This window comes from Micromonospora sp. SH-82 (assembly GCF_051132485.1).
Taxonomy (GTDB): Bacteria; Actinomycetota; Actinomycetes; order Mycobacteriales; family Micromonosporaceae; genus Micromonospora.
In genome coordinates this window covers 3232353-3247351 of the sequence record NZ_CP148049.1, presented here as the reverse complement: position 1 = coordinate 3247351, position 14999 = coordinate 3232353, and the positions used below count along the sequence as shown (strand labels likewise).

Here is a 14999-nt window from a genome sequence, read left to right as displayed (position 1 = left end):
CGTCAGTCAAGCGAACCATCTGTCACCGGTCGCCCTCGCTCTCAGCCGAGTGGTCCTCCCTTCTGGCGTCTTCCCTGTAGGACCGGCTCAGCCCGTCGAGCAGCGCCCCCGAACGAGGCCACCGACCGCGTACACGATCAGCCGCCGCGCGGTACTGGTCGGCGAGCGCGCGTTCCTGCGCTCCGCCGTCGTAGACGCCGCGAGTTGTCACGCCGCGCCGGGTCAGCCTCGCGACAGCAACATGGTCGTCGAGCTCTGTGTCGCTGAGGATTTCGAGGACATCCCGGACTGGCTCGCTGGGCCAGGTGCCGTCCTCGTCTGTCACGGCACCCGACAGCGCATCGCCCAGAACTCTGGGCAGCACTCGTGCCCGGCCGGATGCGGTGAGCATCTCGCGTACTGATTTCACCCATTGCAGCATGTCCTCGGTGGTCGGCAATTGCCCGTCAGTGCAGCCTGGGAGCGGTGTGCGCCACTCCCGCAGGATGGCCCAGGCCGCATCGGATGCCTGTGACGATGCGGTATCGACCCTCGCCTCTTCGTCGGCTGAATCCGCGTCAGTATCCGTGTCGGGCCGGTACATCAGGGAGACGAGGTTGGCGAAGTGGGCAGGGTTGCGGGCGAGTTCTCGGTGCAGGGCCATTGGCCTACGACTGTGGTCGAGAAGTGGCTGGTAGAACCACTCAAGGTCTGCGAGCAGCGTGTCGTCCACGCCGGCCTCAGCAACACGGTCGAGTAGGCGTCCGACCTCATACTCCGGCGACCGCGCACGCGAGATGTCCTCGGTCGTGGCTAGAGTCGGCGCCTTCAGTGCCTGGATGGCCAGTTCACGGTCGGCGCCGAAGCCTGCGCGGCTGAGTAAGCCGATCGCCGTCCAGGCCCGGCCGTGCTCGAGGAGGCGCCGCGCGACGGCCGGTGTCAGATCACCCGGAACTCTCCACGGCTGCATGTCGCGCCAGAATTCATCTTGCGTGTCCGGCTCTAGGCCATCTACGAGCGCCAGCAAAGCCTCGTCGATCATCGCGGTGCGACACAAGGCTGCGGCCTGCGCGGGCCTGGCGGCTGCGGTAGCAGCGAGCCATCCTGCGTCCTGCCGCTGTCGGTGGGCCGCCAGTCCGGCGGCCATGGCGTGCAGTAGTTGTGACGAGCTCGCGAGATGCTCGAGAACTACAGGATCATGGTCGGTCGTAACTGACGCCAGGGCGTCGCCGACGGCTGCCGGGTTCTCGGACGCCTCAGAGGGCGGTCTGCGGCAGCTTGATCTGATCTATGCGTTGCGTCTGGTTGGTGGCCTTCCGGTGGGTTCGCTGTGGATAGCGGCAGGTCGATGAGTTGAATGTGAGTTCTGGTCGTGACCGCTCGGGCGGGTGGGGCGTTAGCCTGGTCATGGGTGATCGGAAGCCGTATCCGAGCGATGTCAGCGACGAGCAGTGGGAGCTGATCGGGCCGTTTCTGCAGGCGTGGAAAACCAGACGCGTCGCGGTGTCGGTGTCGGGCCAGCCAGGCGACTACGACCTGCGGGAGGTCGTGAACGCGATCTTCTACCAGAACCGGACGGGTTGTCAGTGGGCGTACCTGCCGCATGACCTGCCGCCGAAGTCGGCCACCTACTACTACTTCGCGCTGTGGCGTGATGACGGCACTGACCAGGTGATTTACGATCTGCTGCGCTGCCAGGCGAGGGAGAAGGTGGGTCGTCGGGAGGATCCGAGCGCGGTGGTGTTGGACACCCAGTCGATCAGGGCGGCGAACCACGTCCCGGCCACGACGACCGGCAAGGACGCGGCGAAGAAGGTGTCGGGGCGTAAGCGAGGCTTGGCGGTGGACGCGTTGGGACTGGTCATCGCGGTCGTGGTGGCCGCGGCGTCGGTCACCGACAACGCCATTGGTATCCGGCTGCTCGACAAGGTCGTCGCACACACCCCGACGGTGAGCCGCGCCTGGGTCGACGCCGGGTTCAAACAAGACCTCGCGCTGCACGGCGCCGTCCTCGGGGTCGACGTGGAGGTCGTCAAACGCTCCGACACTCGGCCCGGGTTCGTGCCGATCCGTAAGCGGTGGATCGTCGAACAGGTCAACGGCACGTTGATGCTGCACCGCCGCCTCGTGCGCGAGTACGAGAGCCGACCGGAATCCTCGGTGTCACGAACCCTGTGGGCCTCGACGGCGAACATCGTGCGCCGGCTGACCGGAACCAGCACACCCACCTGGCGGCACCGGTGAACCTCCCCACCGTCCTCGACCTGATCACCGACCGGGAGACCACCGCACGCCGGCACGCCGACCGACTCCGCGAGCAGATCACCGCCCTGACCAGCGAACTCGCCCGCCTCGACGGCGAACTGGCCGACCTGGCGACGACCCGCACCACTCTGCGCACCCTCGCCGCCGCCGAGTTCACCGCAGACGATCCGACGATCGCCAGCGGCCCCTACCAGCAGATCCTGCATGTCCTCGGTGCCGCGCCCGCCGGCATGCGCGCCAAAGGCATCTGCCTCGCCCTCGGCGTCGAACCCTCACCGAAACACGTCGAAGGCACCCGCGCGAAGCTGAAACGCATGGTCAACCAGCGCATCCTCACCGAAGACGAACCCGGTCTGTTCACCCTCATTCCAAAACAGACGTAGTACTGCGAACCGGCCTCTGAGTGCGTCACGGCTCTGCCGTCAGATCCTGTGGTGAGCCTCCTCGACCTTCAATCAGCGGCGCGAATCCGTCGAGCAGGTGTTTCATACCGAGGCCGAAGATCGCGTGTACGTCGGGCGGCCCGGAGACGCTGAACGTAAGGGGGAACCGGCCCTGCTCGGCGATCCTGAGGAACTCCGGACCCCTGGACCTCCACCAGTGTTCGGCGTCCATTCCGAACTCGTACTCCTCCACCACCGCCCGCGTGGCCTGGAGAGCCATACCGGAGGTGTAGGCGGACACGAAGGTGAGGATCGCCAGGGCCTCATCCGGGGATCGCCCCTGGGCGGTGATCACCTTCATCATCCACTCGGCGTTCTCCACGAGCCCGGGGGACTGGACCGCCCCGGCGAGCATGGTCAGTCGAACTGCCCAGGGGTGCCTCCGGTAGATGTCCCACTCAGTCAGGAGCGCCAGTTCGAGGGCTCGTCGCCAGTCGGCGGGCGGCGGTTCGGGCAGGGCGTGCTCCGTATAGACCTGGTCGATCATTGCCGTTGCCAGTGCCTCTTTGCTCGCGACGTGGCGGTACAGGGCCATGGTGCTCACCCTCAGGTGGGTGGCGACCCGGCGCATGGACAGGCCGTCGATTCCCTCAGCGTCGGCGATGGTGATCGCGGCCCGGACGATGGCCTCTCTGGTAATGGCGGTCTCGGTGGTCGGGCGGCCTCCTCCTGCCTCCGCCGGACGTGGGCGTACCCGCTGCCCCTGTGGCCCGCGTGCTTGCGGCGTAGCGACGGGCGCATCCCGCACGAGGGTCCCCACCCCGCGCACCGCTTCGACCAGACCCTCCTGACGCAGGGCCGCGAGCGCCTTGGTGGCTGTGGCCATGGCCACCCCCCACTCGCGCATGATCTCTCTCGTGGAGGGCACCCGCGCGCCCGGTCGCAGTTCCCTGGCGTCGATACGCGCACGGATATCGGCGACAACCTGCGCGTAGGGCGGCAACTTCTGTTCCGCAGTGGCGGACATCACTGGTCCCTTCGACTGTTCCCCGTCGCTTCAGTGTACTAGTGCACAGGGGAGTGCGAACTGCCTGCCCTCACGGCACCGGGCCGAACCAGCGAGCACTCCTTCGCTCCTGCTGCACTAGTGCTGATGGGGCGGTAGTCCCAGTAAAAATGAGGCTCACAAGGGAATCCACAGTGTGCGTACTATGTACACTCCGCCTCGGAGGGTGCACCTCGACGCGTACGCCGTTTCGCATAATCTGCGGCCCTTTGGAGGCCACCATGTCCTACACGTCCACCACCGGGCCGCGGACCGCTCCCGCTTCCGGTCCGCTCCCGCTCGACCGCCGTTCCCTGGCGCCGGATCTGGCCCGCGGCGTCATGCTTCTGGTCATCGCACTTGCCCACACGCACCTGTTCACCGTGTTCATCGGCGGTCCCGAGAACGCCCTCACCACTGCGGACCAGATCACCACCGCAGGCACCGTCATGTTCGTCGACCTGCGCGGCTACCCCATGTTTGCGGCCCTGTTCGGTTACGGCCTGGCCGTGATCTACCGACGCCGCAGCGAGCAGGAACACGCCTGGACCCGGACCCGCGGGCTGCTACGCCGGCGCGGCCTGTGGTTGATCGTCTTCGGGCTGGGACACGCGGTGCTGCTCTTCCCCGGGGACATTCTGGCCGTCTACGGCCTGGTGGCGCTGCTCCTGGTGGGCGTTCTGCGGCTGCGCGACCGGACCCTGGTGCTCCTGGCAGTGCTCTGGCTGCCCGTGGCCGCAGCCGTCCATGCCCTGGTCGCTGCCGACATGGCCATGACGGGGCAGGGCATGCCAGTGCTGCCCGACGGGTTCGTGAACGAACTCGTCTTCCGTCTGACCCTGTACTCGGTCCTGTTCGTGATGATGCTCGTCAGCACCCTCGTCCCGTTCCTGCTCGGCGTGCTGGCGGCTCGGCACCATCTTCTGGAGCGGCCCCACGAGCACCTGCGGCTGTTGCGCGTGACCGCGTTCGCGGGTATCCCCCTGGCCGCGGTGGCCGGTCTCCCCCTGGCCTTGGACAAGGCGGGGGTGTGGACCGACGTCAACCCGGGGGACGTCCTGGTCACCACCGCCCTGCACCAGGCGAGCGGCTACGCGGGCGGTTTGGGTTATGCGGCGCTTATCGCCCTCGTCGCGGCCCGCCTCGCCGGCCGGCAGGGACCGGTGGCCAACGCCCTGGCCGCACTCGGACAGCGCTCCATGACCTTCTACCTGGCCCAGTCGGTGGCCTGGGCGGCACTGTTCTCCTCCTACACACTCCACCTGCGGTTGACCTCACCCGCAGTGGGCGTGGGCATCGCGGTGGCGGTGTGGCTGACCACGGTGCTGCTCGCCGACCTCATGCGCCGCCGGGGCGTACGCGGACCGGCCGAGGTGGCGCTGCGCCGCCTCACCTACCGGGGCGCACCGGGTACCACCGGAAACAGTCTCGGGTAGGCGGAAGCCCTGGGCCGGCCCCCGGCCCCGCAGCTGGCCGTCGACTGCCTGGGTGGCCACGTCCACCTGCCCGCGTCGCCTCAACCCGGGCGGGCATCGCCGCCAGGCCACGAACTCGCGGGCGCACAATCGCGGAGAGCGGCTGCGTGATGCCCGGAAGGTCTGCCTGCCGCCAGGCGCTGTGTGGTGGCAGAGAGGGCGCCTCAATTCAGAAGCTTCTCCGTGAGGTCCATCAACCGCTCGGCGTCATGGGGATCGAGGGTCGGGAAACTGGGCGGAAGTCGCTTCTTTCGGTCGACGGCGGTCACCGGCGCGGCTGGCGGCGCGTCCAGGAACTGGTGAATCGGAGCTACTGCGTCGGCGACGGGTCGGGCCGCCACCGCAGCCGCGACCGCGAGCAGCACGCGGGCCAGTAGGGGGAACGCGCTACGGTCGCCGCTTCTGGTGAACCCGGGATGGTAGAGCACATATCGAGCGTGACTGCCGGACCGCTGGCTGAAGCCCACGCCAAGCAGATCGTTGGCGCGACCGGCCTGCAACTGTGCGGCGATGGCCGAATAGCCCGACGTCATCTGCGGGTCGGCCCAGTGCACCTTGCCTTTGGTGACCCCGACGCCAGCGACGTTCACGATCACCGGGGCGGTGGCCCGGTCCAGGGCCGGGACGCAGGCCGAAGCTGAGCAGATATCGGCTGAGGTAGTACAGCGCGAACGTGCGTTCCAGGCCATCGACTGGTCAGACTAGAACGCGCTCTTGGCGTCGAAAAGTGCCCCGATCCGCAGGCTCCGCCAAGACGGCCAAGTCACCACGGTGCGGAAGTCCACAAGAACCCGAATCCGAGCAAGTAAGGAAGCCGCCCATGGCCAGACTGGTCACTCCCGACGAAGTTGCCGGAACGAAGTGGTTCAAGAGCAGCAGGAGCAACAACGGAACCGGATGCGTCGAGGTAGCGCTCAACCTCCGAGGCGCCTACGTCCGAGACACGAAGGACGGCGGGAAGGGACCAGTCCTGCACTACACCGATGAGGAGTGGACAGCCTTCACGTCGAGCGTCCGGGCCGGCGAGTTCAGCAAGTAAGCCCAGGTGCCGTCCTCGGCGGCACCCGAGCCGATGCGGCCGCCCTCGGTCGACTGACGGCAGCTCCAGACGCCGTGACCTGATCCGAACCCACAGTGACGTCGACCCGCAGCCGGGTGATGTCACTCGATCACGGTGGCCGTCTGGCTCGACCAGGCGGCCACCAGGCCGGCCCTGGGGCAGCGGTAGATGTCGCCCCCCACCCGAGCCAGATCCCACACCCGGCCCAAGTGTTGCCGATACCGGACAGCATGATGATCACGGGTCAGGCCGTGCCTCAGCCCGGTCTCGGTCGGAGCGTGCTCGGGCGATCCGGACCTTCCACCACGCCCATTCTAAGATCCGGTCTGCCGTGCGCAGGAGGCCGTCGATGGGTCCAGCCACGGGAGGCGGCGCGGACAGCAGCCTGACGAGATCGACACGTCGACGGCTTTCAGCTGTGCAGAAGGCGGTGAGTAGCCTCCGTAGGCCGGGATCGTCTCCACCGGCTATCGGGAGATAGCCGTCCTGGACATCGATGCGCTGCGAACCGTGGCGGAGGTCGAGCTCGCGCGCTGAGCGTACGGGTGGAAGACCATCAGCACGCATCAGCCGTGGTGGTGACGGACTATTGGAGGTTGGTCCGGAGCTGATCGGCCAGGTCCGTCGTTGCCTTCTGGGGTGTGGTGTCGAGGTCGGCGAGGGCTTTGGTGAGGGCACCGAGCAGGATCCGGATGCCGTTGGCATCGCCGAGTGCGTGGCGTGCGCGCATCGCCCTGGTATAGAGGGCTTCGTTGTAGCGGTCCAGGACGATGGCTTGGTCGAGTAGGTCGGATGCGGCCTGCGGGTCGGTGTCGAGCAGGTCGTCGGCGAGCAGGAGGTGGGCTTCGGTGCCCCACCGTCGTACGGGACTGCCCCGGGTTTGGTTGACTCGCGGTGTTGAGTGGTTCAGGCCGCGTGTGCGGGTCTGTTGATTGTCTCGAACTCGATGGGGGTGAGCCGTCCGAGGCGTTGTTGCCGGCGTCGGCGGTGGTAGGTGCGTTCGATCCAGGTCACCATCGCCAGGCGGAGGTCGTGGCGGGTGGTCCAGCGTTGCCGGTCCAGGACGTTGCGTTGCAGGAGGGCGAAGAACGATTCCATCGCGGCGTTGTCACCGCAGGCGCCGACGCGGCCCATCGAGCCGACCAGTCCGTTGCGGCGTAGTGCCTTCACGAACTTCTTCGACCGGAACTGGCTTCCTCTGTCGGAGTGGACCACGGTGCCGGCCGGGTTCCGTAGTCGGATCGCGTTGTGCAGGGCGGTGACGGCCAGGGAGGCCTTCATGCGGGTGTCGATGGAGTAGCCGACGATCCGGCCGGAGTACACGTCCTTGATCGCGCACAGGTAGAGCTTGCCTTCGGCGGTGGGGTGTTCGGTGATGTCGGTGAGCCACAGCCGGTTCGGGGCGTCGGCGGTGAACCGGCGTCGTACCAGGTCGTCGTGTACCGGCGGTCCGGCACGCCTGGTCAGGCCCTTGCGCTTGGCGAACACCGACCAGATCCGCTGCTGTGAACACAGTCGGGCGACCCGGTTACGGCCGGCGGTGACGCCGTGGGCGGGGAGTTCGTCGGCGATGAACCGGTACCCGAACGCCGGATCATCGTGGTGGATGTCCAGGGCGGCGTTGATCAGGTGGGCGTCATCGACGTCGCGTCGCGACACCGGGTCGGCGCGCCACGCGTAGTAGGCCTGCTTGCTGAACCCCAACACCCGGCAGGTCACCGCGACGGGAATCCCGTCCGCGGCCAGGTCACCGACCAGCGGGTACATCATTTTGGGGAGATCTCCCGGGCGAAGAACGCCGCCGCTCTCCGGAGGATCTCGTTCTCCTGTTCCAGGAGCTTGTTGCGCCGTCGCAGGTCCCGCAACTCGGCCGACTCCGAACCGGTGACGCCGGGACGGACGCCGTCCTCGACGTCGGCGAGCTTGAGCCAGCGGTGCAGACAGCCCTCGGAGATCCCGAAGTCCTTCGCGATCTGCCGCAACGGCGCCTCACCCTTGCGAGCGACCGCGACCACGTCACGGCGGAACTCCGGCGGGAACGCTTTCGGCATGACAGACATCCTTCCAGCGAGGAACGCATCCTCACAAATCAGGAGTCAACCAAACCGGGTGCAGTCCCTACCGTCTCGCGGTGTGGTTGCAGCCATTCGTAGTTCTGGCCCTCAGCGAGGGGCGCGGTGTAGAGCGCGCAGGCGGCGGTGAGTAGTTCACGGCGGTGGGGGCCGGTGGCGATGGTCGCGGTGCGCATCAGGTCTCGGAGGCGCCAGACGTCGACGTCCACGGTCGTGGGGTCGAGTCGGTACCGTCCGGAGGATTTGATGACGTAGGCGTTCTTCGTGTCGGCGGTGCCGGCTCGACCGAGCACGTGTCGTAGGTTCGAGGCGTTGGTGTGGACGCGTTGGTCGGCTTGGCTGAGGCGGGCGTCGGGTTCGAGGTATTCGCCGACGTCGCGGGTGGTGGCTCCGTCGGGGTGCACGGCGAGGTAGACCGCCAGCTCCAGGGCTTTGGCGCGGAGCGGACGACCTTCTGCGGTGATGCCTTCGATCCGCGGAGGGCCAAGAACACACAGCCGTGCCCGGCCGGCGTCCGCCTCACTGGTCGACGCGGCATCTGGTTGAAGGGCTGACTCGGTGTCGGCGGGTGTGCTTCCGGTACGGCTTGTGTGCAGGGCGACGGTGGAGAGCGCCACCGGTGGCGGGGCTGGTGGTTCGCCGGTCTGCGCTTCGCGAAGGGTCGTCAGGATCTGGATGGCCGTGACCGGTTCGAGGACCGGCAGTCGGGCAGGAAGCGTCTCAGCGGACGATCCGGGGGTGCTGTCGTGGTGCCCGGTCGGGGTGACGGTGATGGTGGTGCCGTGTTCCCACTCGCCGAGCAGCAGCGCGGTGACGTGCAGGTCCTCACCGAGGACGAGTGCGGTCTTGGCGCGTACCCCCGCTCCGGGTGGTGGGGCTTCCGTGATGAGCACGACCGGCGGCAGGGGTGCTGCGTCCGGTGCCCGCTCGGGTGGGCTGTCCAGGTCGGTCGTGGCGTGCTCGTCGAGGATACGGCTGCGGTGCAGCAGCCGGGACTCGATGGCGGTGAGCGCAGCCTCGACGGTGTCGACGACGTGCAGGCGTGGCCAGGGCAGAAAGCTGGTCGTATCCGAGCCCAGGAGTGTCCGGAGGGTGTCGGTGGGGATGACGATTTCGCCCTGCGCGTGGGGATGGTGCCGGTTGCCGGCCGAGAGGACTGCGACGAGGGCGGCACGGGCGGCGGCGGACGCGCCGTCGCCGGTGAGGCCGAGTCCACCGGACGGGAGCGACGCGAAGTCGGGCACGTCGGCGGGTGTTTCGCCCTCACCGAGATCGGCGGCGGGTTGTTCGTCGCCAGAGTCGGGGGTGGGTGGCTCGATGGTGCGGGCCGCTACCGCGCGGCGGAGTCGGGTCACCGGAGCTGGTAGGTCGACGGGCGGGTCGGTGTCGGGTTGGCCGGTGTAGCGGCGCCGGCGGTGGAGCCAGACCGACGTGGCGGCTGCGCTGATGGCGGCGGCGAGTGTCCAGGGCAGCCAGTTGGTGCCTGGCAGCGGCACGCCGTGGTCGTCCCCGAACGTAGAAGGGCGATCCGGGGCGGTGTCGTCGGTCGGTGAGACCGATGGTGAGGACGTCGGTGGGGTGTTCGCCGACGGAGGTCTGCGGGACGGTTCGGACTCGCTCGGGGCTGCTGTCGAGGTTGTCGGGGCAGGGGCGGATGACTGCGTGGGGCGGGGTTCGGATTCCTGTCGTTCAGGGGCGGTGCTCGGCAGCGGAGGCGTCGTCGAAGGCGGCTTGGATGGTGGTGCGGGTCTGGCGGCATGCGGTGGGTGGGCGTCGCCGGGTAAACGCAGTTCCCAGCCGGGGTAGATCAGGTCGCAGTCGCGGAGGATGCCGCCGTTGTCCGGGAAGTGACGGTGCTTGTTCAGTCGGCAGATCTCCGGCCATCGGTCACTGTCGCCGAGCCACTCCTTGGCGACCTTGGACATGGTGTCTCGACGTTCGACGGTATAGACATAGCGCTGGTTGCCGACGTGAATGACGGCAACCCCACCGGCTACCGGCTGCGCAGGGGCATCGATGCGGACCGTCGCTGCGGCCGGCGTGGCCGCCGGGCCGGGGCTCGTCGCACGGTCGAGGGAACCGGCGGAGGTGACCGCGATGGCGGCGGTTCCCGCCAGTCCGAACACGAGCCGGTGTAGCGGGGCTGGCAGTCTGAGCACCGGAATACGCCAGCGGGTCAGCACCGCGACGAGTTCAGCCAGCAGGAGCAGAGTGAGTACGCCCCACAGCAGCCACATGACCCACAGGGCCACGCCGATGAGGACGTCCGGGGTGAACCGTCCGCTGATGTCCTCGAACCATCCCGGCACCTGCGACCACGCCGGTAGCCGATGAAGTGGATTACCGCCGACGAGCCACAACAGCACGGGAATCCCGGCGAGCAGGACAGTGGTGCCGACGACAGCACGGCCGACCCTGGCCAGGGAGCGTGACATCGGCGCTCGGGGCGACGGAGCGTCGCGGGGACGGTGGACCGTGGCTCGAACCCCGTAGTCCACCCGAGGGTCACTTCTGTCCGGGGACGTCTGCGGCACCTGCACCTCGCCCAAAGTTGATCGTCAATCCTCCGGGGTACACGAGAATGACGGACTCCGACCATCCCGCCGAGAAGAATTCTCACCATCCGCGCACAGAAGATCACCAGAGGGAATCACGGTTGACGTCACCGCGCCCTGTCCGGCGAGACTGCACCAATGCCAAACGGGGGCGCCCACGCGTCGATAGACCTCAGTTCCGCCGCCATCGCTGTCACCGTTCACCAGCAGTCCGCCCGGGTCCCGATCCTCATCGACGGTCGCATCGTCATGCCGACCGGCGTCGCCATCGGCCCCGAAGGTCAGCTGTACGTCGGCCTCGACGCCACACGCGCACAGTCACTCCCGGCCGGCCACCGGTACGTCGACAACCCGGCCGACCTGCTCGGGGCACCAACTGACCGCGGCGACGCGACACCCCCGGACACGGCGGATCTCCTCGCCGCAGTCCTGCGGCACACCGCCTTCCACGCCACCCACCAGGTCGGGCAGCCCGTCACCGGACTCACCATGACCGTCCCACCACAATGGGGACCACGACGTCGAGGACACCTCGCAGAAGCCGCCTCCCGCGCAGGCCTACCACCGCCCACCCTGGTCACCGCCCCCGCCGCCCTCGCCGCCTACGCCACGGCACTCGGCCACGCCGTGCCCCAGAACGCCTGCATCCTCGTCTGCCAAGCAGACCGACAACCGGTCACCCTCACCGTCCTTCAACTGGTCGGCGACGACTTCCACGAACTCGCCACACGGCAGATCGACACCCCACGCGACGTCGACCACCTCATCGTCCAACGAGTGATCGCCGCCGCGACCACCAACGACGACCCGCTCCGGACACAGGCCGACCACCCCTCGGGTGTCGACACGAACGGTCGGCTCGCCCTCATGGAGTCGGTCCGCACCGCCCGGCACGTGCTCGCCGAACACGACCGGGCACCCGTCCTGCTACCCGCGCCCCGACCACCCGCCGTCATCACCCGCGACGACGTCACCATCGCCACCCAACCGTTCCTCGACGAAGTCACCACCGAAGTCGCCGAACTCCTCGACGCCGCCGACGTCGACAAGACGCACCTCGCCGGTGTCATCGTCCGCCCCGCCCACGGCGTACCAGGCCTCACCGAACGCATCGCGCAGGCGACCGGCACCGTCCCCGGCGTCGTGGACAACTCTCACGCCCTCGCCGACGGAGCCCTCACACTCACCACCCTCGACCAGCCCGAACCACGCGCCGCCGCCGCACACCTACCCCGCGTCCGGCTCCGCATCCGCGACCTCGCCGGCATCCTCCTCCTCGGCGCCTGCTCACTCGCGCTCCTCCTCCAAGCCGTCCAGACCGCCGACGTCACCACCGTCGACAGCTGGGTCGTCGGCATCCGCACCTCCATGCCCCAACTCGCCACCGCCGGGGCGTTCGCCATGCTCGCCGCACTGGCCATCGCACACCTCGCCCCCACCACCTGGCTCGCCGGCACCCCGACCCCGACAACACCCGAACCCACCACCGGCAGCCTCATCCGCCAGGGATACCTCGCCGCCACCGCAGGCGGCCTCATCACCGCCACCCTCTACGGACTCGCCACCGGCACCGCCTTCGAATTCGACTACACGCCGTACCTGAAGTGGACCCTCGGTGCCGCCCTCCCCCTGGCCGCCTGCACCGCGCTCATCGCCCTCACCGCACCCCGCATCCCCGCCCCCGCCCTACCCACCTGGCTCACCCTGGCCCGCCCCGCCCTCACCCCTGCTCTCCTCGCCGTCACCGGCATCTATCTCATGCGCGCGGCACTCACCCTCACCACCCCGGTCGACCTCACCGGCATGCCCGGCCTCGTCGGCAGCCTCGGAGCAGCCCTCCTCGGAGCAGCCACCATCCTGACCATGACGAACAGCCGCCTGCTCCGCGTCATCGCCACTCCGGGCCTGGCCATCGGGTACGCCCTCGTCTTCACCTACACCACGAAGAGCGCCCTCATCGTCGCCTACCTCGTCGCACTCACCTGGTGGGCCGTCCGCACCACGACCAGAACACTGCAACTCGCCTTCCCCGGCACGGGAGCAGCCCTCCGGCGTTTCGCTGATCGATCCCACGGCTGAGGCACCTCGCTGATGGCGCTGCCGGTCAACGAAGTTGGTGTCACCTGTGCGCTCAGCCTGCAACCGCCGCATGCAGGGCCCGCGTTCCCACGGAGTCGCGTACTACAGGTGCCGACACCCCGCCGAGTACGCGCTTTCCAACCGCGTCGGGGTCTGCCGCACCCGTCACCCATCGGTGCAGCAGACCCCAATGACCAGAGGCCTCGATGAAGGCAGCTCCGACAGGAACTGCGGCTCGTCTACACGAATCTGTCGAAGGAATTCCCCGGGCCTCAATGATGGGCAGCTCCGCCGGGAGCTGCGGCCGCCGGGACCGCCCCGGTGTACCGGTTGATCGAGCCTCAATGAAGGGCAGCTCCGACGGGAGCTGCGGCCGCCCACCGGCACTTGCGGATCAGCCGCGACGCGCCTCAATGAAGGGCAGCTCCGACGGGAGCTGCGGCTGGATCCAGACGGACGCACAGGCGAAGATCAAGGGGCCTCAATGAAGGGCAGCTCCGACGGGAGCTGCGGCTCGCTAGCCGAATCTATGTCAATTATCGCCATCTTAGCCTCAATGAAGGGCAGCTCCGACGGGAGCTGCGGCCTTTTGGGTTCGCATTCTGAGGCTTTCGCTATTCACGAGCCTCAATGAAGGGCAGCTCCGACGGGAGCTGCGGCCCCGACACGCCGACGGTCCAGGGCCCAGAGAGCGCCGCCTCAATGAAGGGCAGCTCCGACGGGAGCTGCGGCTCGACCCGGGCCGGCTTGGTGGTGCGGGGCCGGCGGAAGCCTCAATGAAGGGCAGCTCCGACGGGAGCTGCGGCCTGCGCCTTCGAGTGGGCCCGACCCCGACTCACCACGCCTCGATGAAGGGCAGCTCCGACGGGAGCTGCGGCCGGTGGTGTCACCGGCGGCGGTGCAGGCGACCAGGCCGTCCGTGCCTCAATGAAGGGCAGCTCCGACGGGAGCTGCGGCAGTTGATCGCCCATCGGCCTTCTTGGTCCTGGCCGATGCCTCAATGAAGGGCAGCTCCGACGGGAGCTGCGGCGGATCACGCGGGCACCCGGGCCAGTTCGGCGGTGAGGCCTCAATGAAGGGCAGCTCCGACGGGAGCTGCGGCCGGCACCCCGCCGACGTCCGGCATGGTCGTCCAGCCTCAATGAAGGGCAGCTCCGACGGGAGCTGCGGCCCGCAGCGCCAGGGACTCCACGCGCTGCTTGGCCTGCTCGCCTCAATGAAGGGCAGCTCCGACGGGAGCTGCGGCGCCTGGAACGGCTGGACCGGGAGAAGGACGAGAAGGCGCCTCAATGAAGGGCAGCTCCGACGGGAGCTGCGGCTCGTGGCCGGTTTCCTCCCCTGCTGCGCGAGGTACGTGACGCCTCAATGAAGGGCAGCTCCGACGGGAGCTGCGGCTTGCGGAGCACCTGACGCGAGGCGTCACAGAGTAGGCCTCAATGAAGGGCAGCTCCGACGGGAGCTGCGGCCCGGGAGCGCCACCGCTCGGGGAGGTCTTCCTCCAGTGCGCCTCAATGAAGGGCAGCTCCGACGGGAGCTGCGGCGGCACCTGTCGGCCGAGGTTGTTGGGCGACCCGATGCCTCAATGAAGGGCAGCTCCGACGGGAGCTGCGGCGGGGACCACCTCGATGCCCTTGTCTCGCAGCCCGGACAGGCCTCAATGAAGGGCAGCTCCGACGGGAGCTGCGGCGGGGACATCATGGCGGGGAGGTCGGTGCTCCATGACTGAGCCTCAATGAAGGGCAGCTCCGACGGGAGCTGCGGCGCGTGCCCCATGCGCCAGAGCGCATCCCGGTTGACCCGGCCTCAATGAAGGGCAGCTCCGACGGGAGCTGCGGCGGCCCAGACCCGGCGCATGGTGGCGTGGACCAGGTCGTGGCCTCAATGAAGGGCAGCTCCGACGGGAGCTGCGGCGCCCGACCCATCCACCACATTACTGACGGCCCTACCTGCCTCAATGAAGGGCAGCTCCGACGGGAGCTGCGGCTGGGTTGAAATCTTACCCGCTTTGAGCTGCGCTGGAGTGGGTCAGTTGCGAAGGGTGCCGCTGGAGGACCCGTTGGACTCCGTCGGGTCGACGACCAACAAG

Annotated in this window: 11 protein-coding genes and 1 CRISPR repeat array; of the genes, 5 read left to right on the top strand and 6 right to left on the bottom strand. The window is 68.3% G+C overall.

Annotated features, from left to right (window positions below; all coding sequences use genetic code 11):
• Positions 1 to 22: 22 nt before the first annotated feature.
• Entirely contained in the window at positions 23 to 1021 is a 999-nt protein-coding gene (locus WHN02_RS14885; protein WP_434739338.1) for a hypothetical protein, read from the bottom strand.
• 365 nt (positions 1022 to 1386) lie between these two features.
• On the opposite strand from WHN02_RS14885, the gene WHN02_RS14880 reads away from it, so the two are divergent.
• Positions 1387 to 2223 carry an IS5 family transposase gene (locus tag WHN02_RS14880; protein ID WP_434743965.1) on the top strand — a complete coding sequence of 279 codons (837 nt, stop codon included), beginning with the start codon at positions 1387 to 1389 and terminating at the stop codon, positions 2221 to 2223.
• The gene (locus WHN02_RS14875; RefSeq protein WP_434739313.1) at positions 2220 to 2627 is read left to right on the top strand and encodes a hypothetical protein; all 408 of its coding nucleotides are present in this window, start codon (positions 2220 to 2222) and stop codon (positions 2625 to 2627) included. The genes WHN02_RS14880 and WHN02_RS14875 overlap by 4 nt, the downstream gene beginning before the upstream one ends.
• Before the next feature lie 25 nt (positions 2628 to 2652).
• Here WHN02_RS14875 and WHN02_RS14870 read toward each other — a convergent pair whose 3' ends face one another.
• On the bottom strand, positions 2653 to 3654 hold the full coding sequence (locus WHN02_RS14870; protein ID WP_434739337.1) for a GntR family transcriptional regulator: 1002 nt from the start codon (positions 3652 to 3654) through the stop codon (positions 2653 to 2655).
• Between the two features lie 260 nt (positions 3655 to 3914).
• On the opposite strand from WHN02_RS14870, the gene WHN02_RS14865 reads away from it, so the two are divergent.
• Positions 3915 to 5108, top strand: coding sequence for a DUF418 domain-containing protein (locus WHN02_RS14865; protein ID WP_434739336.1), 1194 nt, complete (start codon positions 3915 to 3917; stop codon positions 5106 to 5108).
• Positions 5109 to 5311: 203 nt separating this feature from the next.
• On the opposite strand, the gene WHN02_RS14860 is transcribed toward WHN02_RS14865, so the two are convergent.
• Entirely contained in the window at positions 5312 to 5836 is a 525-nt protein-coding gene (locus WHN02_RS14860; RefSeq protein ID WP_434739335.1) for a hypothetical protein, read from the bottom strand.
• 131 nt (positions 5837 to 5967) lie between these two features.
• Here WHN02_RS14860 and WHN02_RS14855 point away from each other — a divergent pair, with 131 nt between their 5' ends.
• Complete coding sequence (locus tag WHN02_RS14855; RefSeq protein ID WP_434739334.1) at positions 5968 to 6186, top strand: DUF397 domain-containing protein; 219 nt, start codon at positions 5968 to 5970, stop codon at positions 6184 to 6186.
• 607 nt (positions 6187 to 6793) lie between these two features.
• Here WHN02_RS14855 and WHN02_RS14850 read toward each other — a convergent pair.
• The 3 genes from WHN02_RS14850 to WHN02_RS14840 form a co-directional block, all read right to left on the bottom strand.
• Positions 6794 to 6937 carry a hypothetical protein gene (locus tag WHN02_RS14850; protein ID WP_434739333.1) on the bottom strand — a complete coding sequence of 48 codons (144 nt, stop codon included), beginning with the start codon at positions 6935 to 6937 and terminating at the stop codon, positions 6794 to 6796.
• 176 nt (positions 6938 to 7113) lie between these two features.
• A protein-coding gene (locus tag WHN02_RS14845; protein ID WP_434739332.1) for an IS3 family transposase occupies positions 7114 to 8258 on the bottom strand; the annotation gives its coding sequence in 2 pieces (ribosomal slippage) (positions 7114 to 7985 and positions 7985 to 8258; 1146 coding nt in all).
• 38 nt (positions 8259 to 8296) lie between these two features.
• A complete protein-coding gene (locus tag WHN02_RS14840; RefSeq protein ID WP_434739331.1) occupies positions 8297 to 10714 on the bottom strand; it encodes a transcriptional regulator in 2418 nt (805 codons plus the stop codon).
• Positions 10715 to 10972: 258 nt separating this feature from the next.
• Between WHN02_RS14840 and WHN02_RS14835 the strand changes: the two genes are divergently transcribed.
• Complete coding sequence (locus tag WHN02_RS14835; RefSeq protein ID WP_434739330.1) at positions 10973 to 12913, top strand: hypothetical protein; 1941 nt, start codon at positions 10973 to 10975, stop codon at positions 12911 to 12913.
• 269 nt (positions 12914 to 13182) lie between these two features.
• A CRISPR array of direct repeats spans positions 13183 to 14897; the repeat unit is 36 nt; unit sequence GCCTCAATGAAGGGCAGCTCCGACGGGAGCTGCGGC.
• Positions 14898 to 14999 lie beyond the last annotated feature (102 nt).